General features: G+C 44.9%; 10 protein-coding genes. 5 read left to right on the forward strand and 5 right to left on the reverse strand.

Translation table 11 applies throughout. The annotated features are described in order from the left end of the window. The first annotated feature begins 22 nt into the window (after positions 1–22). Genes BUB52_RS10500 through BUB52_RS10515 form a run of 4 tightly spaced genes read left to right on the forward strand, consistent with a single transcriptional unit; the run spans position 23 to position 7,935 of the window. Positions 23–1,927 carry a fibronectin type III domain-containing protein gene (locus tag BUB52_RS10500; RefSeq protein WP_039950778.1) on the forward strand — a complete coding sequence of 635 codons (1,905 nt, stop codon included), beginning with the start codon at positions 23–25 and terminating at the stop codon, positions 1,925–1,927. A gap of 29 nt (positions 1,928–1,956) precedes the next feature. Beyond that, positions 1,957–3,564 (forward strand): pectate lyase family protein, encoded by a 1,608-nt coding sequence (locus tag BUB52_RS10505; RefSeq protein WP_009122103.1) that lies wholly within the window; start codon positions 1,957–1,959, stop codon positions 3,562–3,564. Between the two features lie 59 nt (positions 3,565–3,623). Then, the gene (locus BUB52_RS10510; protein ID WP_167317658.1) at positions 3,624–5,459 is read left to right on the forward strand and encodes a fimbrillin family protein; all 1,836 of its coding nucleotides are present in this window, start codon (positions 3,624–3,626) and stop codon (positions 5,457–5,459) included. A 25-nt stretch (positions 5,460–5,484) separates the two neighbouring features. After that, positions 5,485–7,935, forward strand: a complete 2,451-nt coding sequence (locus BUB52_RS10515; protein ID WP_009122105.1) for a pectinesterase family protein — start codon at positions 5,485–5,487, stop codon at positions 7,933–7,935. A gap of 140 nt (positions 7,936–8,075) precedes the next feature. Here BUB52_RS10515 and BUB52_RS10520 read toward each other — a convergent pair whose 3' ends face one another. The 3 genes from BUB52_RS10520 to BUB52_RS10530 all read right to left on the reverse strand — a co-directional run bounded on the left by BUB52_RS10520 (position 8,076) and on the right by BUB52_RS10530 (position 14,700). Next, on the reverse strand, positions 8,076–12,419 hold the full coding sequence (locus BUB52_RS10520) for a hybrid sensor histidine kinase/response regulator transcription factor (protein ID WP_039950781.1): 4,344 nt from the start codon (positions 12,417–12,419) through the stop codon (positions 8,076–8,078). A gap of 124 nt (positions 12,420–12,543) precedes the next feature. Further along, positions 12,544–13,680 carry a hypothetical protein gene (locus BUB52_RS10525; RefSeq protein ID WP_009122107.1) on the reverse strand — a complete coding sequence of 379 codons (1,137 nt, stop codon included), beginning with the start codon at positions 13,678–13,680 and terminating at the stop codon, positions 12,544–12,546. A gap of 57 nt (positions 13,681–13,737) precedes the next feature. Then, the gene (locus BUB52_RS10530) at positions 13,738–14,700 is read right to left on the reverse strand and encodes a calcium/sodium antiporter (protein WP_009122108.1); all 963 of its coding nucleotides are present in this window, start codon (positions 14,698–14,700) and stop codon (positions 13,738–13,740) included. A gap of 214 nt (positions 14,701–14,914) precedes the next feature. On the opposite strand from BUB52_RS10530, the gene BUB52_RS10535 reads away from it, so the two are divergent. Next, entirely contained in the window at positions 14,915–16,720 is a 1,806-nt protein-coding gene (locus tag BUB52_RS10535; RefSeq protein ID WP_009122109.1) for a mechanosensitive ion channel family protein, read from the forward strand. Between the two features lie 173 nt (positions 16,721–16,893). Here the strand turns inward: BUB52_RS10535 and BUB52_RS10540 are convergent, their stop codons facing one another. Both BUB52_RS10540 and BUB52_RS10545 read right to left on the reverse strand, forming a co-directional pair. Beyond that, on the reverse strand, positions 16,894–17,826 hold the full coding sequence (locus BUB52_RS10540) for a metallophosphoesterase (RefSeq protein WP_009122110.1): 933 nt from the start codon (positions 17,824–17,826) through the stop codon (positions 16,894–16,896). A 42-nt stretch (positions 17,827–17,868) separates the two neighbouring features. Continuing rightward, entirely contained in the window at positions 17,869–20,637 is a 2,769-nt protein-coding gene (locus BUB52_RS10545; protein ID WP_009122111.1) for a TonB-dependent receptor, read from the reverse strand. Positions 20,638–20,744: the final 107 nt, after the last annotated feature.

A 20,744-nucleotide genomic window follows, 5' to 3' on the forward strand; every position in this document is an offset into this window, starting at 1 on the left:
ACCTATAACAATGAGAAACATTATGAGAGATTTTAGATATATTATCGGTTTGGGAGCATTGCTGCTCTCGGCCGTTCTTAGTACGAGTTCTTGTACCGACGGTAATGATTGGGAGGCGGATTCGGCTTATGCTCGTCTTTTCGGTACGAAGACGTCCAGTTTCACGGTTACTCCCGCGGAAGATATTGCGCAGGCTGAAGTTTCTTGGCAAGGTACTCCGGAAACGAAAAATTATATTATAGAAATCAGTACTGCTCTTTTGACGGACGAAGTGGAGCCGGGAACCTCTGAGGGGAGTATTGTTTTCGGTAATGGGGATGAGCAGATAACGAAGACTGCTTATACGCTAAAGGAATTGAGCCCGAATACGGAATATTATGCACGTATCAAGTCGGTGAACGGAGATAAAGAGTCCGATTGGGTTTATCTGGAAGATGGGACTTTTAAGACTTGTAAAGAAGAACAAGTATTGGTGACTCCTTCCACCGATAACGGTGACATTGAAGAAAAATCCATCCGTATCTCTTGGCAACCTTGCAAAGTTGACCGTATCCGCATTTATACGGAAGACGCTTCTTATGATGAAACTATTGAACTTTCGGAAGCTGATATAGCGTTTGGTTCGTGTATTATTTCCGGCCTTACCCAAGGAACACGCTATACGGTTGAAATCTATAATGGAGAGACAATGCGCGGAAGCATTGAAGTAATGACCGATGAAGGCGAGATGTTGCCGATTACAATCGGTAATGTCCAAACAAACAGCGCTACTCTTGACTGGAATTATGTTGGCAATGTCAGAGCCAATGCATATACTCTGGTGGAAGGTACGGAATATTCTACTGCCAATCCGGTTTCCTTTGATGGTAACAGCGGCCTTATGCTGAATAGTCTCAATGATTATACTACTTATACATTTGCTTTGCTGAATGGTACGGCTGTGATGGGATATAAGACATTTACAACAAAACGCGCTATTCCTGCCGGGTACACGGTGATTGAGATAGGTTCAGAGGATGACTTTATCACTGAAGTAACAAAGAGCATCACTCGGAATACGGTATTTAAGCTGGCTTCCAATGCTGATTTTACATTGAAAAAAATGAAGAATAATGGCAACGAGGTGGATGACATAAAGATACCGAGTACTTCCGATATAAATGTAATTGTTTGGGGTGAGGAAAGTGATGATAGTAAAGCTGTGTTGAGGTTGGCCAGTGCATTGGGAATCAAGGGAAGTTTCCATACGATAGAGTTCTTTAATTTGGAGATTACTACTACTGTCGAGAACGCCAATGGTCGTATATTTAATATTCAGGATGATTCCAACACATTCACGGAAATGAAGATAGAAGCCTGTGATATTTTAGACGGACAAGTCTTGTTTAGAGTGAAACATGGAGAAGGTAAGCCTAGCTTAGGTATACTGACAATTAGTAATTGTATAGTCGGCAATTTTACAAAGGATGGAAGCTTGCTTAATCTGACGGAGGATAAGAGTGGTACATTGACGAATATCAATATTAAGAATTCTACTATTTTTAATATGGCAGGTAACGTTATTCGCTCAAAAATAGTTCCCCGTACATTTAATATTGAAGGATGTACTTTTTATGAAGCTCCGAATAGTGATGGTAAGGCGTTTACAAATGATGAGAAATTAGGTTCTGCGTTGAAGGTTACCAATACATTGTTTGGTGGTAAGATTGCCGCAGATTCGGGATTTAGGGATGGCAATGCAGTAACAGCCGAGAATGTTTATTCCGCCAGTGATTTTACTTACGGTAAAAACGGGTGGCCTGCTTCTTCCACAGTTATGAACATTGATAAAACCAGTGCGGAGCTATTCCCGAATGCAGCGGCTGGAGACTTTACCGTAGCTCCGAAAGATTATAAGAAATTCGGTGACCCGCGTTGGAATAATTAAAATCAGAATCAAATAATAAAGATAGAATTATGAAAATAAAATATTTGTTGAGTTGCAGCCTTTTGGCGGGAAGTGCATTGTTTGCGTCATGTACTTCCATTGAGCCCAAATTGGATAATGATTATAAGCCTCTCCTTCCGGAAGAAATTCCGGAAGGTACCATTACCCAGTTGAATTACGGTGAGTTACGTGCTTTTCCCGGAGCTGAAGGACATGGACGTGACGTTACAGGCGGACGTGGTGGTAAAGTTTACCATGTAACGTCATTGGAAGACGGCGGTGACGGTGACCAGGGTACATTCCGCTGGGCGGTCCGCCAAAGCGGTGCGCGTACTATCGTGTTCGATGTAGCGGGTACTATCCACTTGAAAAAAGCGTTGAAGATAGAAGCTGATAACATAACCATTGCCGGACAGACCTCACCGGGTGGAATCTGTATAGCGGATCAAGCCTTTACCATTGCCGCTAATAATGTTATTATACGCTTCATGCGTTTCCGTCCGGGTAACCCGGCGGATGATGTGGACGGTCTTGGCGGTATGGATAAAAAGAATATCATCGTAGACCACTGTTCTGTAAGCTGGAGTTCGGATGAGACTCTTTCGGTTTACGGCATGGAGAACTCTACCGTACAGTGGTGCATTGCTTCGCAGGCTCTTTACTTCACACAGGCAAAGGATGGTAAAGCGCATGGCTTTGCTGGTAACTGGGGTGGGCACAATGCTACTTATCATCATAATCTGATAGCACACTGTGACAGCCGTACACCGCGTCTTGGCCCTCGTCCCTCTACTTTGGAATTGGGCGAACAGGTTGATATACGTAACAATGTTTTCTACAACTGGGGTGGCGAAGGATGTTACGGTGGTGAAACACAGCATGCCAATCTGGTGAACAATTATTATAAGCCGGGACCTACCACCGACTTGTTAAGAGACAGAAGATGTTATCGTATCGCACGTATTGGCATTTACGGTCAGAATTATGATAACGGTGAGGGATTCGAGCCTTTTAAAGGAATATGGGGACGCTTCTATATTGACGGCAATTATATGTTCGGCAATGCGGATGTGACTGCTGATAACTGGACAGACGGTGTTTATGCACAACAGGAAGACAATGACGGTAATGATTATACTTGGGAGTCCGAGGGTAAATCGGTCATCAATAACGGCAGTCAGGTAGTAGATGTTAAAGGAGTTACTACTCATACGGCTGAGGCAGCCTACGAGCAGGTATTGAAGTATGTAGGTGCTTGCAACTATCGGGACACTTATGACAAATTCATCATGGATGAAGTAGCTGAGCGTAAGGCAACGTGCAATATTCAAGGGAGTAACCATAAGTTGGGTTATATTAACCATCCGAGTGAGCTGGTAGGTATTGTAGAAGGAGTGGATGAAAATGGCTATCCTGTATTGGTGCAGGTGGCGGATAACGATTTGGCCGATACCGACGGTGACGGTATTCCCGATTATTGGGAAACGCAATACGGATTGAACAAGGATTATGCTGCCGATGGCAATTTAAAGACTGTTGATGAAAATGGTGAATATACCAATCTGGAAATGTATCTGAACAGTTTGGTACAAGACATTATGGATAAGTGTCGCGAGGGCGGCACGGTAGTCGAGTAATGGTTGTACCGGATGAACAACACGGAATATTTATTAATATAAAAATAACGGATAGTACTATGAAACTTTTTAAACTATTTACTTTAATGGCGGCCGGAACAATGATTACGGCCTGCAATAACGAGATTGAGAATCTTTCCCGGAGTGCGGATAACCGAGTGATGTCTTTGCAGACAGCCGGGAAAGCGTATACACGTTTCAATGATGTGACTAATACATGGGAAAATACTGATAAAATAGGTGTATATATGTATGGTGCGGGTACCGGGAGTACTGATATTCTGAATGGTGCCGATAACGTCTTGTTTTATACACAGGGCGGAGAAAGCCCTGTGGATTTTACTTCAGAGACCGGTATCCAGATTGCGGGTGAGAATGCCAAGTTTACAGCTTATTATCCGCAAAATGGAGATATTACCGGCGGTATTTATAAAGTTGCATTGGGAAACCAGGCAGAAGGCTATGCTACTCACGATTTAATGTGGGCTGTGAATGATAATGTAAGTAGTGAGGGTGCCAAGAGTTTGTCTATGACGTTCAAGCATCAGTTGGCAAAACTTGCCATTGAGATTACTTCTAATAGCGGTGAGACTGTACAGAGCGTATCTATTCAGGGAATATCTATAAGTGCCGATTTCAATATCGCTACCGGTGAGTTTTCTAATGAAGCAAAAGGTTATATCACCCCCTGCAAGACTGCCGACAATAAATATAGTGCATTGGTTTTACCTACTAATCCGGCTACAGCTCTCAGTATGATTATTACTACTGATGCAGCAGAGGATAATACGTATGAGTATACTTTCAATTCCGGTACTATTTCTGAATTGAAGGCAGGTTATATATACACTATCAAAATCGGTTTAAGCGAATCCGTATTGGGCAGTGTAGACCAGATAGAAGGCGGTAACTCTCCGTATAAACCGGGTGGTGATGTGAACGGTAATGCTGAAGCTGTGACACCGGAAATACCCGGATATATGGTCGTAGAAGCACCTGCTGATGATGCGGAAGCATTGGCCGGTTGCCTTAATGGAAAACAAGGTCCTATTGCCTTGAAGTTTGTTACTGGAAATACTTATAAGGCAGATATGATTACCGTACCTGCAGACATTACGGATTTGTTATTGATTGGAAAAGAGGGACAGGCAAAGGTTACGATGAAAGGGCTGAGTGTGCCGGAAAGAACGTTGAATAAACTTACATTCCAAGATTTGGAAATTGAAGGTACTGATGCGAATACGGCAATCTGTGCAGCTGAGCTGAAAGAAGATGCAGAGTTAACAGTAAAAGGCTGTTATATTCATGGCGTGAAAGCAGTTTATGGACGTGGAAAAGACTTGGCGGAGACCAATAGTACTGATTTCTCAAGATTGTCTTCTTTTACTATTGATGATAGCCGAATTTACAATGTCGAATGTGTTTTTGATTATGGTGTGGTACTTGCTGTTACATTAAATAATTCCACACTGTATAACCTCTCACAAATAGCATTTTTCTCTAGTAAGTCTAATGATACTAAAGATATAAAGCAATGTGAACCTATTAAAGTTACGAACTGTACATTAGTCGATTTAAAGAAAAATCTCGTTCAGACAGCAGGCGGCTATGGCTATTTGACAAATTATGAGAATAATATATCGATTTTGGCAGGAGATGCTCATATTGCCTATGGAGTAAAAGGAACTAATAATAGCGCTTATACATTTGTCATCCAAAATAATATTGCAGCAACAGGTTCCGGTATTAAGATTGCTGATTTTACCAATAATGGAGCAATAGATGATACAAAGTCTAGAGCTGAAATTTTCCCTAATGAAGATGCGGGGGACGGTGGTAAGAACTTTACCCCTGCTGATGGTATTACCATCGGTGACCCGCGTTGGAAGAAATAACTAAAATCAACAAGCAGTTATTGATATGAAATTTACATCTTATATATACACCCTTTTAGGTGTTCTTTGCCTTTATGCATGTTCTGATGAAGACAACAACGGAGTAGCTTCATCGGACAGTAACGGCGTGGTGTTCTCCGCTAATATCGGAGAATACCAAACCCGTATCGCGACCGATGGCGGAAGCTGGGCTAAGGGAGACCGTATAGGTACTTATATGTACGCTGCAGGGACGGAGAATTTGATGACATTCTCCAATAATGTTCCGTACACCTGCCAGAATGAGGAGCAACTTGCCACCTTTAAAGCCGATAAACCTTTGATGTTTCCTGCGGATGAGCAGGAAGTTTCTTTCAAAGCATATTATCCTTATGTAGAAAACATCAATGAATATCTTTATCCGTTGGTGTTGGATAATCAGCAACAGGGTACCGCTCCTTATGATTTGATGTATGCCGTATCGGACGGCACACACGCTCGTACCCGCGAAGAGTCTTCTTCGATGGTGCCGCTTAACTTTTCCCATTGTTTGGCGAAGGTTATTTTGAAGCTGACCGATAAAGAGGAAAAACCGCTGCAAGCGGATGGAGAACCGATATTTCAGGGTATGAAAACACATGTGACATTAAACCTGAAGAGTGGAAATCTTTCTGCGCAAACGGCCACCGCACCTATTCAGGCTTTTCTGAATACAGATGAAAACAGTATCGAAGCGATTGTCTTTCCCGGCGAGCTGACTGATAACTGTGTGGCCGAATTTTCGATTGACGGCAAAGCTTATAGCTGGATGTTCAAAGATAATACTGCCGGATTGACTTCTCTGGAAGCAGGGTATAAGTATGTCTTTTCTTTGAAAATTCTTACCGAATCGGGTACAATAGATGGTGCGGCGGATGTGGAACAGAGCGGCAGTTCTTCCACTCCGTGGCAGAATGAGACGACCACCGGAATAGCCACAGCTTCCCAATACAAACTTTATCCCTGCGATAAGGGAGCTTTTGCCGATACTGAACTGAAAATTACGTTTACAGGAGAAACGCCTCGGTTAGGCACAAGCGGTTCTATCCGTATTTATCGGGCGGATAACCCTGCGGAACCGATAGATGAAATCCGCATGGATGAACGTCAGGAGCCTATTTCGGAAAATGGCGGTACTAAGTTTAATACCTGGATGGACGTTATCGGTTCGAGCGATCGTAAACTGATTGTGAACTACCATGCTGTAAAAGTGGATGGCAAGGAAGTCATTATTAAACCTCACAGTCGTAAATTGGATTTCGGTACCGACTATTTTGTACTTATAGACAAGGAAGCGATACAGCATGACGGATTCAAAGGTATCACTACTTCCAAATGGTTTTTCACTACCCGTCCGGAACCGGAAGTGAAAACTACGGTCAGTGTAAGTCATACGGATGCGAATGCGGACTTTTATACTTTGCAAGGCGCCGTGGATTTCTTTACAAGAAATGCGGTAGAAGGTGAAAAGACCATTATGCTTGATGAAGGAAAGTTTGAAGAAATTGTCAATATCCGTAATTTGAGCAACCTTACCGTTAAGGGAGCCGGAGCGGATAAGACCGAGATACAGTCGGACAATAACAACAACTGGAATCCGGGTATCAAAGACGGTTGCGACAGCGGCCTTGCCGATGCTCTGAAACCGGGAATGGATATTCCCTATGTCGACGGACGTAATCAGGGCGGCGGAAGAGCCGGTGTATTGATAGCCGGAAAAGCGGATAAAATTCGTTTTGAGGATGTCAGTATGCGTTGCCTGTATCCAACGAAGACGCAGGCGGAAGTGTTGTGCATTCGTAACAAGAGCGATAATGCCACGGCATTTGTACGCTGCAGATTTTATAGTCAGCAGGATACATTATTGCCGGGTGGCGGTTATAACTGGTTTTATGATTGCTATGTAGAGGGTGATACCGATTTTATATGGGGAGGAAACTCCGCATGCCTGTTTGAAAGCTGCGAAGTCGAAATGATAACCTCCGGTGGGCGTGGCTTCAATGCGCGTGTTAAGGCAAATAATATCGGTTATGTATTTTCAGAGTGTAGTTTGACCGTTGCGGAGGGAGTGACAAAGTGCCGTTTGTTGGAAGGGTCTGATGGCACCGGAATGGTTGATAATATAACATTTGTCAATACTACGATTGATAAGGAGTTTTTCAGCGGCGGTATTAATTCTAAGGATAAGTCGATGGTTCCTATTGCAGGTTATGATGATATTCGATATAATGATGGAAATAACGTTGTATCACTCGGTGAAGACACCGGCATCAAAGACGGTTGTAAAATGTATAACTGTACGTACTATGATGGCGAAAATAAGAAGTCTGTACAGGAAAGTGGTGTTAATGGAGCAGATAGAATACATACGCTTACCCTTGAAGAGTACAATCAATACTTTAAAGACCGCTCTACCGTTTTAGGTGGTTACGTAGACACAACATGGTTCACTGAATAGTTTGCCGACACTTGTTCCTACTCTCTTCCCTGCAGTGATTTACTATTATAAGCCTTTTAATTGCATATTAAAAGGCTTATAATATCACATTAAAAGGCTTTTAATCATATCTCACTCGTAATGCCTGTCCGATATCACGGTTATGGCTGCTTCTTTTCTTTGTATTCCGAAGGGGTTACCCCTACAATCTTCTTGAAACAACGGCTGAAGTATTTCGGGTCATTGAATCCCGTCATATAAGCAATCTGCGAAATATTATATTCACCGCTGTCGAATAACTGTACCGCTCGTTTGATGCGTATCTGGCATATGAAATTCACAGGCGACAGTCCTACTATTGATTTTAGCTTCTGATAGAAGATAGTTCGGCTCAACAGGAGTTTTTCTGCGAATTGTTCGATGGTCAGATCCGGATTGTCCATCTGTTCTTCCATGAACTCCATAACCTTTTCCATAAACAGTTTGTCGTGCGGGGTTATTTGCGGCTGTGACGGTTCCGGAATGTCATCCGCCAAAGCTACGTCCTTGCCTGCGGTTAGCTTGGCCATGTACATCTCTTGCAGTTCTTTGCGCTGGCGTAAAAGAGAGGTGATACGGATTTTCAGGTAAGTGGAACTGAAAGGTTTGGTGATGTAATCGTCGATTCCGTGTTCCAATCCGGCGATACGGTCGTCCAAAGAAGCCTTGGCGGACAACACGATGATAGGAATGTGGCAGATATTATTGTTTGCCTTAATCTGCCCTATCATCTCCAGACCATCCATTATCGGCATCATAACGTCGCTGATAATGAGGTCCGGCACATTGTCGATGGCACGTTGCAATCCTTCCTTTCCATTGGAAGCGGTTATCACATTATAGCTGCCGGACAGACTGCTCTTGAGGAAATGCCTTAATTCATTGTTATCCTCCACCACTAATATGGAATTACAGTCGGAATCAGTCATCTCCGTTTCTTCCATGTATGCGTTTTCTCCGTCTAAGCCGTTGGCTGCGGAAACGGTTTCCTGTTTGTCGTCATCCAATATGAACTCGGCTTGCATGTCTTCTTCGAACACTTTCTGTTGCAGGGGTAAGGTTACGGTAAAAGTACTGCCGACGCCCGGCTGGCTGCTTACCTGAATGCTTCCGTGGTGCATTTCCACCATTTCCTTCGCCAATGACAGGCCGATACCGGAAGAGGGCTGTAGAATGTTCTGTTTCACCAAAGACTCGAAACGTTGGAATAACACACGCTGCTTGTCGGGCACGATGCCTATTCCCTCGTCTTTCACTTCTATATCGACCGATTCTTCTTTCGGGATAACCTTTATGGTAATCGCTTTGCCGGGAGACGTATATTTGAATGCATTGGATAGCAGATTAAAGAATATTTTTTCAAATTTGTCCTTATCTACCCATCCGTATACGGACTGTACAGGTGTCACCAGCCGGTAATCCATATTTTTCTCTTTGGCGATTAGTTTGAAGTTGTCCATTGATTTCCGTAACAATGAAATCAAGTCTTTCTTTTCTACCAACAGCTTCATTTTCTGGTTTTGTATCTTACGGAAATCCAGTATTTGGTTCATCAGGTGAAGCATGTGCTCGGTGTTTTGATGCACTACGGTAAGATATTCGCGCGCGGTGGGCGAGAGCGGTTCATTCTCCAGTACTTCTGCGACGGGACTGCTGATTAGGGTTAAAGGTGTGCGCAGCTCATGAGAGATGTCGGTGAAGAAACGCAGTTTGATGTCGGTGAGCTGTTTTTCCATATCTACCCGGTGACGCAGGCGGTATATGTAGAATAGCACATAAACAATCGTTGCCGTGAAAAGGATGAATAGCATGGAATAGAACACCCATGCCCAGTAAGTTTCCCAGAAAGTGGGGAGTACTCGTACGGGAAGGGAATATATGTTGTCCGTCCATACACCGTCGCTATTGGTGGATTTGACCTGGAGACGGTATTCTCCGGCCGGTAGGTTGATGTAGCTTGCCGAACGGTTGTTGCCGGCTTCATTCCACTCTTTCTCCAATCCTTCCAGACGATAAGCATATTGAATGTGCTCGGGAGCGACATAATCAAGGGCGGCAAACTGAAAAGTGACGTTTCTTTGCGATGCTTTTAACTCCAGCTCGGCCAGATTGTCAATCGACTGCTCAACCGGATGCCCCTGTATCCTGAGGTTGGTAAAGATGATTGGCGGTACATAACTGCTTTTTTTCATCTTGTCGGGCATTACTTCCAAGAAACCTTTATCGGTTCCTAAAACAATTTGGTGACGGGCGTTTATTACGGGTAAGGCTTCCGAGAAATTGAAGTCTTGATAAGTTGAATTTAGCTGATAGTTCTCGAACGTTTCTTTATCAGGGTTGAACTTGGACAATGCTATCTCGGACACGAACCATAGCTGACCGGAGTTATCTTCTATCATGGAAAGCATTAAATCCGAAGCCAATCCGTCCTTCTTGTCATATCCTTTGAATTGGATATCCTCTCCAAGCAGTGGTCCGGATATGATTTTATTGACTCCTCCAGTAAAGCTCATTACGTACGTCGTATTATGCCTGTCTGTGTAAATCTGCATAATATCGTTTGCGTTCAGACTGTGAGTATCACCCGTCCGGTGATTGTTCCTGTAAAATTTGATTTCTTCGGGACGCTTGAAGTCGCTCGCAAACGTAATTAATCCGCTGGTGGTTCCTACAAAAATAACTCCTTCGGGGCCGCCTGCGATGTTACGTATTTTTGTTCCGTAGGTTGTGGGGTAATTTTTCAGTTCGTTATTGCAGTTGATAAATTGTATCTCTCCATTTCCGGTTTGTTTTATCAGGTTCAGGCCGCCGCCGAAACATCCTACCCAGATACGTTTACGGGTGTCCTGGAAAATGGTGTAAACGTCGTTGCCACTAATGCTGTAAGGCTCTTCGGGGTTGTACTGATAGTGATGAACGGAGTATTTGCCGGTATCTTGTTTTTTTAGCAAATAGAGACCGGAACCTTTGCTTCCCATCCATATGTTGTGCTCCTGGTCTTCCATGAAATCATAGATATCTTCAAAAAAATGCGCCTGTTCCTTGATGATATCGCCTTGTTTGGAAAGATAGCCTTCCAAGTTCCCGTCGGGAGCATATATGCGGACATGGTTTGATTTTGATGCGCTCCAGAGCCGCCCGCCGCTGTCGCGCAGGAAAGCGCGTGTTTCGGCTTCATGATCGGTTTGATTGAAATGGAAACTTTGCGGTGAGAAACTTAATTTGTAGACGCCGCGCGCACTGGCCATCCAGGCATTGCCCTGATTGTCGATGGTGTGAACTCGGACTAACGGGCTGAAGATGGATTTGGGATGATTTATATCTATTACCAATGGCTTGAGTTTCTTTTCTTTTCTGTCATAATAGGAGAAATTTCCTTCGGTGGGTAACATCCATAAGGTGTTTGTGTTGTCTTCAAAGATTATTTTACGGCTTTTGCGTTCATGTTTAACCAACTCGTCCCGGGGAGTAACCAGATGCTCTTTTTCATTGGCGGCCATGTTGAGGCGGATAATGCCCGGCGTATTCGAGAATACCCAGATATCTCCATGCCGGTCTTGGTAGACGGATTCTACGTAGTTGGAGTGTTGAGTGGGAGTTTGGATGTTTATCTGACGGAACTTGTTGTTGCCGGGGGTATAGAGTATGAGTCCGTTATCTGTTGCCAATGCCAGCGTATCTTTTCCGATGATTGTCAGATTGGCGATGTTCCGGTACGGATAGGGGACATCTATGAATTTCAGTTGGCGGGTTTTGAAATCATAGCCGGCCAGTTTGCCGTGTTCGGCGGCAAGATAGATGTTTTCTTTCCATTGGATGATGTGACGGAACGGGAAGTCTGTGTCCAATGTCTTTTTCCCGACGATAGTGATGCCTTTGTCGGTCAGTACCCATTCGTCTTCTTCGGAGTCCTGAAAGACCGTATAGACTTGATTGCCTTTCAGGTTGCCATTGAAGATGGAATAAGGCGAGATGCCTTTTCCGTCCTTGCACTGTTGCTCGTCGGCACGGTAAGTATATCCGTCTTTACAAAGTATCCAGGCAATTCCCTTTTTCAGCGAGAGAATACGTATGACATGGTTCGAATGATTGAGAGACCGGGTAAGCGGTTGGAGGACGTCTATGAATTTCTCGGTTTTGACATCGAACAGGCATGCTTGTCCGTCATACGTAGTACACCAGATATCGCCGTATTTACTTTCTACAATGTTGCCTATACGGTTACTTTCGAAAGAGTAGGTCGTTTCTTGGAATATTTTGTAGTTTTTGAACGTGTAACCGTCAAACTTGTTTATCCCATTCCAGGTACTGAACCACATAAGCCCTTTTTGGTCTTGCAGAATACTCATCACGTTGCCTTGTGCAAGGCCGTTACTGACTGAGAAGTATTTAATCTGGCATACCGGTTGGGAAACAGCGGATAACACGACTGACAGAAAGAAGAAGAAAAAGCTAAGCCGCTTCATAGTCATTATTTTAAAGTTTAAGCAAAAATAATGAAATGCGTTCAGAAGAAAAACAGAAGGGTGGATTTTACATAAAAAATCCACCCTTTCCCTTATTTTGTCCTCTATCTTACTATGTTGCGCCTTACTTTATAGCTTTGACAAACGCTCTTCTACGCTTATGCTGTTCGGTCTTGAAGTATTCCCATTGTGCCTGTACCTTGCCGTTCAGTTCCAGTTCCGGATTGCTTTCCGCAAACACGAAGCCCAATTTCTGATAGACAGGGATTAAATCGGAGAATAGCAATGCGTTTACGCCCTTGTTCTGATACTCGGGCTTCACGGCTACCAGCAGCAAATCCAGCATTTTGGCGCGACGTTTCATAAACAGGGCTTTCAGCAGGTGATACCAACCGAAGGGCAGCAGACGTCCATGAGACTTCTGCAAAGCTTCTGACAGGGAAGGCATGGAGATGCCTACCGCCACCAGTTTGTCTTCGGCATCTGTAACCAGCGTCACCATACGAAGGTCCAGAATAGGCAGATACATTTTTACGTATTGATCAATCTGGCGTTGTGACAAGGCGGAATAGCCATACAGCGGACTGTATGCTTCATTCATCAGTTCAAAAATAGCCTGTCCGTAGTCGCGGGCAATCTTCTTGGCGGAAGAATACTTTTTGATTTTGAGGTTATATTTGCGCTGGATGAGTTCTGAAATGCGTTTATGCTTGTCGGGTATGGCATCCGGAATATAAATCTTGTATTCTACCCAGTCGGCGTCTTTCTCGAAGCCCATGCGTTCCATGTGTTGCGGGTAGTAGGGGTAGTTATAAGTGGTTGCCATTGTGCTGAGCTGGTCGTAACCTTCGATAAGCATACCTTCCGCATCAAAATCGGTAAAGCCTAACGGACCCTGTATGTGGGTCATACCCCGCTCTTTACCCCACTCCTCGACGGTACGTATAAGGGCTTCTGATACTTCGGGGTCGTCGATAAAGTCAATCCAGCCGAAACGTACTTCTTTCTTATTCCAGGTCTGATTGGCTTTATTGTTGACAATGGCTGCTACGCGTCCTACGATTCTATCATCCTTATAAGCAAGAAAATAGTCGGCTTCGCAAAACTCGAAAGCGGCGTTTTTCTTCTTGTTGAAGGTGTTGAGCATATCATCGTAGAGGTCGGGTACTGAATACGGATTGTTTTTGTATAGTTTGTAATTGAAGCGGATAAACTGTTTCAGCTCCTTTTTCGTAGAGACCTTTTTAATTGTAATTGCCATAGTTGTATGTTGTTATGAGTGGGCAAAGATACATGAAAATCTTTAAACTACGCTGCCTTACAGGCTATAAATGAGGAATGCCGTATATGCAATGTAGCAAAGTACCATAATGCTTCCCTCGATACGGGTAATGGTGCGTTTGGCAAAGAACAGTCCGAAGAGCCAAAGCAGAATGCCCGACCCTACCAGTACCCATAAGTCCGAGTTGGTAATGCCCGTCAGGTGTAAAGGTGTGATGGATGCGCTGCAACCTAATACGAAGAATACGTTGAACAGGTTGCTGCCCACTACGTTGCCAATGGCTATTTCCGGGTTCTTCTTCAAGGCTGCTACAATGGATGTGGCAAGCTCGGGCAGTGACGTTCCGCCGGCCACAAGCGTCAGTCCGATAACGGACTCGCTTACTCCCAGACTGCGTGCAATGCCGCTTGCGCCGTCTACGAAGAAGCTGCCGCCGGCAATAAGCGCACCGAGGCCACCCAAAATGTAGAGAGTGGATTTCCAGAGCGGCAATTGCTTGATATTCCCGTCATTACCTGCCGTTTCTTCGGGGGTACGCGAGGCAATGGCAAAAGTGTAACTCAGAAAGATGGCGAAGAAACAGAGTAACAGCAGTCCGTCGGTAATGCTGAGGATGTTGGCTTCGTCTCCATTCAGAAATACGTCGTTGGCACAAACCAGCAAAGCTATGGAAGAGAGGATGCACAAAGGAATTTCTTTTTGCAGCGTATTCCGGGTCACGGCAATCGGGGCGAACAGTGCGGTACAGCCTACAATCATCAGTGTATTGAAAATGTTGCTTCCTACGACATTGCCGATAGCTATATCCGCGCTTCCTTTCAAGGCGGAAGATACGCTGACCGTCAGTTCCGGGGCAGACGTTCCGAAAGCGACGATTGTCAGTCCGATAACGATGTTGGGTATACGGAAACGTTGGGCTACGGACGCAGCTCCGTCCGTCAGTCCGTTGGCACCTAATAGAATGAGGAGAAGTCCTCCTACGAGTAACAGAATGTTCATGGAATCTATTTTTGCGGGCAAAGATAATGTAAAATTCCGATTAAGAGAGTTTAAGAGGGAATCCGTTTTACTTCTGCGGGAATGAAGAATTTGTTTAAACCGATAGCGGAATGGAATGAACAGGTTCATTTTTTATGAAATATGAAAAACATTCTGTATGTTTGACGTTTTATTTAAAGTAACCATATTATAACAACCAATAAAATATTTTGAGATGAGAGGGATTCGCGCCTTGTGGCTGATGCTGATGTTACTGACAGCCGACGGAGTTTCTGCCCAATTGGTAGAGAAAGTGCTTCGCGCCATAGAAGGAGACAGCTTGGCTCCGGTTACAACGATAAAGGCAGACTCGGATTCTGCGGTATCACTGTCGGCAATCAAGCAGGAGTTGGAAGCAGCCCGGCTGAATGAAGCCAACCTGCGTATGGAAATGGAGCAACTGAGGCTTGCCAGCTATGCGGCCGACTCCGTAAAACACTTGCAGCAGAAACAACGCATCGACTCCCTGCGTAAGGTGACTCCCGGCGTTCCGGTGGTGGTAGAGGGAGATACGCTGTTCTATCTCTATGCCAAGCGTGGCGGCCATACTCCCCAGCAACGTGCCGAGATGGATGCCGCTGCCATATTAGAATTGAGCAAACGCTTTAATCTGCGTCCCGATTCACTGTATATGGAAAGCAGCGATATCGTTACCGACCTTATGTATGACAATAAAGTCATCGCTTCCTTTATCGACCAGGACGGATTGTGGGAGAACTGTACCCGTGACCGGTTGGCTGCCCACAACCGTAAAGTTATTGTCGATAAGTTGAAAGAAATGAAAGATGAGCACGGTCTGTGGCAGTTGGGCAAGCGTATCCTGTATTTTGTCTTGGTGCTTGTAGGGCAATATTTCCTTTTCAGACTTACCATCTGGCTGTTTAAGAAACTGAAAGTGCGGATACAGAGGTTGAAAGATACTAAATTAAAACCTTTCTCCATTCAGGATTACGAATTACTGGACACGCAGAAACAGGTTAACCTGCTTATTTTCCTCTCGAATCTGCTGCGTTATATCATCATGTTCCTTCAATTACTATTGACGGTTCCGTTGTTGTTTTCCATCTTTCCGCAGACCAAGAGCCTGGCATACCAGCTGTTTTCTTATATTTGGATTCCGGTAAAGAGTATCTTTACTTCGGTTGTGGAGTACATACCCAATCTGTTCACTATCTTTGTGATATGGTATGCGGTGAAGTATTTGGTGCGTTTTGTCCATTACCTTGCCAATGAGGTGAAATCCGAGCGGTTGAAGATACGCGGCTTTTATTCCGATTGGGCTGAACCTACTTTCCACATCATCCGTTTTCTGCTCTATGCTTTTATGATTGCGATGATTTATCCCTACCTGCCCGGTTCCAAGTCCGGAGTATTTCAGGGCATTTCGGTTTTTGTAGGATTGATAGTTTCGCTTGGGTCAAGTACTGTTATCGGGAATATTATTGCCGGTTTGGTGATTACTTATATGCGTCCTTTCAAGTTGGGCGACCGTATTCAGCTGAATGAAACGACGGGTAACGTTATCGAAAAGACTCCGCTTGTCACTCGTATCCGAACGCCGAAGAACGAGGTGGTAACTATTCCGAATTCTTTCATCATGTCCTCGCATACCGTCAATTACAGCGCTTCTGCCCGTGAATACGGTTTAATTATTCATTCAGAGGTAAGTATCGGTTATGATATCCCTTGGCGGCAGACGCATCAACTGTTGATAGAGGCCGCACTGAATACGCCCGGTGTGATAGACGATCCGCGTCCTTTTGTGCTGGAAACCTCGCTTAGCGATTGGTATCCGGTGTATCAGGTGAATGCATATATCAAAGAGGCCGACCGTTTGGCGGATATTTATTCTGATTTGCATCAGAATATCCAGGACAAATTTAATGAAGCGGGTATCGAGATTATGTCTCCGCATTATGTGGCTACACGTGATGGAAGCCAGAGTACGATTCCGAAGGACGACTTGCGGGAGAAGAAATAATTAATATGCTATAAAACAAAGGCTCGTTTACTATTTATTTCTTTCAGGCACGGGATTACACGGAAAAACATGGATAAAATTAAAGGGAACCGTGAAAATCTGTGTAATCCGTACCTGAAAAGAAAGCATTAAATGTTTTGCCTCTTATAAATGGAACTTATTTTTAAAAAGAATTATTTGCTGCGTGTCACGGTGTGCAGCACATTGCCTTTCTTGTCAATCATGCGCAACTCCAATGTCTTTTTATTGGCGGACACAATGGAAAAACCGGGTTCGGGACTACAAAACACAGTACCTTCAATGGGACTGACTTTACGGCTGAGCGAACCGGCGGAGTTGGTGATGTAATCTATATCGCTGCCCGGTACGCGGACGTGCTGGAAGTTATGGATGTGTCCGCAGATATACATATCTACTTTGTGTTTGCGGAGTATCGGGTCGAGCCGTGATTGCATATCCCGGCGTTCGCTTCCGTCTTTCGGCGTTTCGGCATAAATGGGGTGATGTCCGGCAACGATTACCCAGTCTTCTTTAGCGGTGGTCAGAACAGAATCGATCCATGCGAGCTGTTGTTTGTAATCCTGTTTGCAGGCGTCGGGATAGGTTTCTTTTTCATTGCGGTATTTGTCTATCATCGGAGCGGTATCTACCCATACCACCCGGATAGTCATGCCTTTATCTTCAAAGACTTTGGTATAGTAACGTGCGGGCATCGTCCAGCGGCGGCTGATATTCGAATAATCCAGTACAGCCTGTGTATTGCCGCGATATTCATGGTTGCCCAGCAGGGGGAACCAGTCTATCATCAGTTCGGGATGGCTGTAAATCAATTCGTAATTAGTCATCCATAACGGGTCGCTGACGGACCGTACGCCTTCAAAGTGGTGTACATCGCCCGTAGCGAGTACAAATTCCGGGTCTGTACCGTTTTCCGCCATTACTCCCATGAGTTCGGCAATGGTTTTTTGGTCATAGTAGCCGTTACGTCCCAAGTCGTTGGCTACGTAGAAGTTGAACTTCTTGTCGAATATGGAATAATCGGTGATTTGAGCGATTGCCGGGTTGCCCAGCAAGGTAACGAATAATAAAAGGAATATTTTCTTCATTGTTGTTTCTTGTGTTAGATATTATTGAATGATAGTATAAGGTCAGAAGTTAATCTTTACTCCGGCATTCACCTTTACACCGTAGTATTCGGCTTGCATGGTGCGGTCTTTCGTACCTTGGTAGTAGCGGAGGGGCTGGTTCAGCAGGTTATTGGCTTCGGCGTAGAATGTTGTCTTGATTTTCTTTCCGAAGGTATAGCTCGCGTTGGCATCCATATAATTCACTTTGTCGTAGTAACGGTCGTAGAAGGCGCTTTCACCCATTTCATCAATAAAGTCGGAAGCGAAATTATAGCTTAAACGGATATTTAGTCCGGCTTTCTCGAAATAGAGCGAGGCATTGGCGGTATGTGTCGGTGACCCCGGCATGCTGAGGCCTTCTTCATTCTCGCGGCCTTCGAAGTTGAAATCCTCTACACGGGAGTGTGTATAAGTATAGGTTCCGTAGAAACCGATACACTTCAAGGCAGGGGTGATAAAGCCGAAATCGCGTTGGTAAGAGAGCTCTACGCCGAGCAGGTTGGCGTTACCCGCATTCTTGGGTTGCGTGAAGCGAGTATATACATTACCTTGGTATTCGTAGTTGGTACTGATTTGGTCTACGATGAAGTCATCGATTTTCTTGTAGAAAATACCGGCACTGACCAGACCGATGCTACGGAAATAATAGTCGGCGCTCAGGTCGAAGTTGTAAGACATGGTCGGTTTCAGTTCGGGATTTCCGATAGTGATTTCATTGTCGGAGCGCTTGATGTTTACGCTCGGTACAAGAGCCGAATATTTGGGACGTGACAATGTCTGGGTGAATGAACCGCGTACTTTGAAGTCTTCGTTTACGTTCCATTTTACGAGCAGTGAGGGTAAGAAGTTGATGTAACTGTTGTGTTGGCGTTCGGTTTTGCCGGTGATATCCTCGTCCGCGTCGTATGTACGTCCGGTATAGGCTAAGTCGGTGTTTTCGATGCGCAGACCGGACATCAACTCTACGCGGTCTGTTATTTTCTGGTCGAAGCGGATATAACCGGAACTGACGGTTTCGCGGGCTTCGAAGTTACCTGCCAGCTCTTCCTGTACTTGTTCCTTTTCAAACAATGAGGCGTTGTTCAGGTCTAATGACCCGGTGTATTCCTTGCCGGCATAGATTCCTGTCTGGTATTTGCTATTGGGCATGAAGTGCTTGTTGGATTGGTCAACAGTATTTTTAAGGCTGTTTTCCATAAAGGCGTCTTCGTCCAGCGGAGAGTATTCATAGAAATCCACCTCCTTGTCTTTGGTTTTACGAACCACCTTTGCGCCGAATTTCAGTTTATTGCCGTTTTTGAACGGAAGTTTGAAGTTGGCGGAGAATTTCAGGTCTTGTTCTTTGATGTCTTCTTGTTGTTCGGTCAGTTCTTTCAGACTGAATTCGTCATTCAAGGTCATTGTAGAACCGTCTTTGGGAGAAGCAAAAGGTTGACGTTCGTTGCTCAAGTCCATATTAAATTTCTGTTTCTTGAGCTGGAAGTCGATGTAGCGTTCGTTGGGGCGTTCTTCGCTGGCTTTGGCGTAACTTGCGTGCCAGTCCATGGCGAGAGGTCCGAAGAGATGTTCGCCGCCGAGGGCGAAGTCCATCGTGCGCTGGCGTTCCAGACGGGCATTGCGGTTATCGGGTGTTCCGGCTTTGGTTTGTATGCGTACGGTGGCACTGCCATCCGGCTCAAGGTCTTTCAGGTTGGTGCGGTAACGGTTTTCCCAGTCGTTGCGGTTGTTGAAGATACCCTTGAAAGTAAGTTTGTGGTTAGTGTCGATGTCCCAGTCCAAAGCAGCGGAGTAGCTTTGGCGTTCGCGGGTTACATAATACTGGCGTATCTGATAGTCGTTGACATACAGCTTTCCGTCTTCATCCTGCTCCCATGTAAATTCGGTGTCGTAGGAACCGGAAGGGGAATTCTGATAAGAGGCTGATACCATCAATCCTAATTTGTCGTTGAAGAAACGGTCGCCGTAGGTAAATCCCAGATTCAGTTGCGCCTTTTCGCTAATCCAGTTGTAGCCTGTTCCTGCGGTGGCTGCAATGGTGCGCTTGTAAGGCGAGTTCTTGGTAACCAGATTGATAGAGCCGCCAATGGCGTCGGCATCCATATCCGGGGTGACTACCTTGTTTACCTCGATAGTCTGAATCATGTCTGCCGGAATCAGGTCGAGCTGTACGTTGCGGGTTTCACCTTCGGCAGAGGGTACGCGGTTGCCGTTGATAGTTACGGAACTTAAGTCGGCGCTTGTTCCGCGAACTTGCCCGAAACGGGCTTCCCCCTGGTCGTACTGTACGTTGATACCGGAGATACGTTTCAAGGCATCGCCGATGTTGGAGTCGGGGAATTTACCTACCTGGTCGGCGGATACTACATTGGTAATTCCCAGATTGCTCTTTTGGGCGTTGATGGCACGGCGCTGTCCCTGAAATGCGCCGCCCACAACCACTTCCTGAAGTTCGACCCCTTCGTTCAGTACCACGTCTTTCTCTAAAGTACGTCCGGCGGGAATCGTGATTTTCAGCTCTACGGGCGAGTAACCTACGTAGCTTACTTTCACCGTATAAGTTCCCGGGTCGAGGTTGGGGAATGTGTAGAAACCGTTGACGTCGCTCGTCACGCCGGTGTGTAGTTTCTCGATATAGATTGAAGCGCCCGGGAGAGTTTGCTTTGTTACATCGATGATACGGCCGCGTATCGTACCTTGTTTAACGATATTTGCTTTTTCATCGGCCATTGTCGTGTTACTGGCCGTTGCGAATAGGAGCAGGAATAAGAATGCTCTTACAATTTGTTTCATACCTGTTATTATCTGTTAATAATTTGCGGCAAAAGTACAGGTATGGAGTTACGTCTGTTTTACGGGATTTTGAAGAACCGGTAACAATAATATTACAATTAAGTTGC

The organism is Bacteroides clarus YIT 12056 (assembly GCF_900129655.1).
GTDB lineage: Bacteria > Bacteroidota > Bacteroidia > Bacteroidales > Bacteroidaceae > Bacteroides > Bacteroides clarus.

Bases quoted from the DNA above. Each gene is read 5' to 3' on its own strand.
- BUB52_RS10520 (WP_039950781.1), bottom strand. From the start codon at position 12,419: ATGAAGCGGCTTAGCTTTTTCTTCTTCTTTCTGTCAGTCGTGTTATCC.
- BUB52_RS10505 (WP_009122103.1), top strand. From the start codon at position 1,957: ATGAAAATAAAATATTTGTTGAGTTGCAGCCTTTTGGCGGGAAGTGCA.
- BUB52_RS10515 (WP_009122105.1), top strand. From the start codon at position 5,485: ATGAAATTTACATCTTATATATACACCCTTTTAGGTGTTCTTTGCCTT.
- BUB52_RS10530 (WP_009122108.1), bottom strand. From the start codon at position 14,700: ATGAACATTCTGTTACTCGTAGGAGGACTTCTCCTCATTCTATTAGGT.
- BUB52_RS10545 (WP_009122111.1), bottom strand. From the start codon at position 20,637: ATGAAACAAATTGTAAGAGCATTCTTATTCCTGCTCCTATTCGCAACG.
- BUB52_RS10535 (WP_009122109.1), top strand. From the start codon at position 14,915: ATGAGAGGGATTCGCGCCTTGTGGCTGATGCTGATGTTACTGACAGCC.
- BUB52_RS10510 (WP_167317658.1), top strand. From the start codon at position 3,624: ATGAAACTTTTTAAACTATTTACTTTAATGGCGGCCGGAACAATGATT.
- BUB52_RS10500 (WP_039950778.1), top strand. From the start codon at position 23: ATGAGAGATTTTAGATATATTATCGGTTTGGGAGCATTGCTGCTCTCG.
- BUB52_RS10540 (WP_009122110.1), bottom strand. From the start codon at position 17,826: ATGAAGAAAATATTCCTTTTATTATTCGTTACCTTGCTGGGCAACCCG.
- BUB52_RS10525 (WP_009122107.1), bottom strand. From the start codon at position 13,680: ATGGCAATTACAATTAAAAAGGTCTCTACGAAAAAGGAGCTGAAACAG.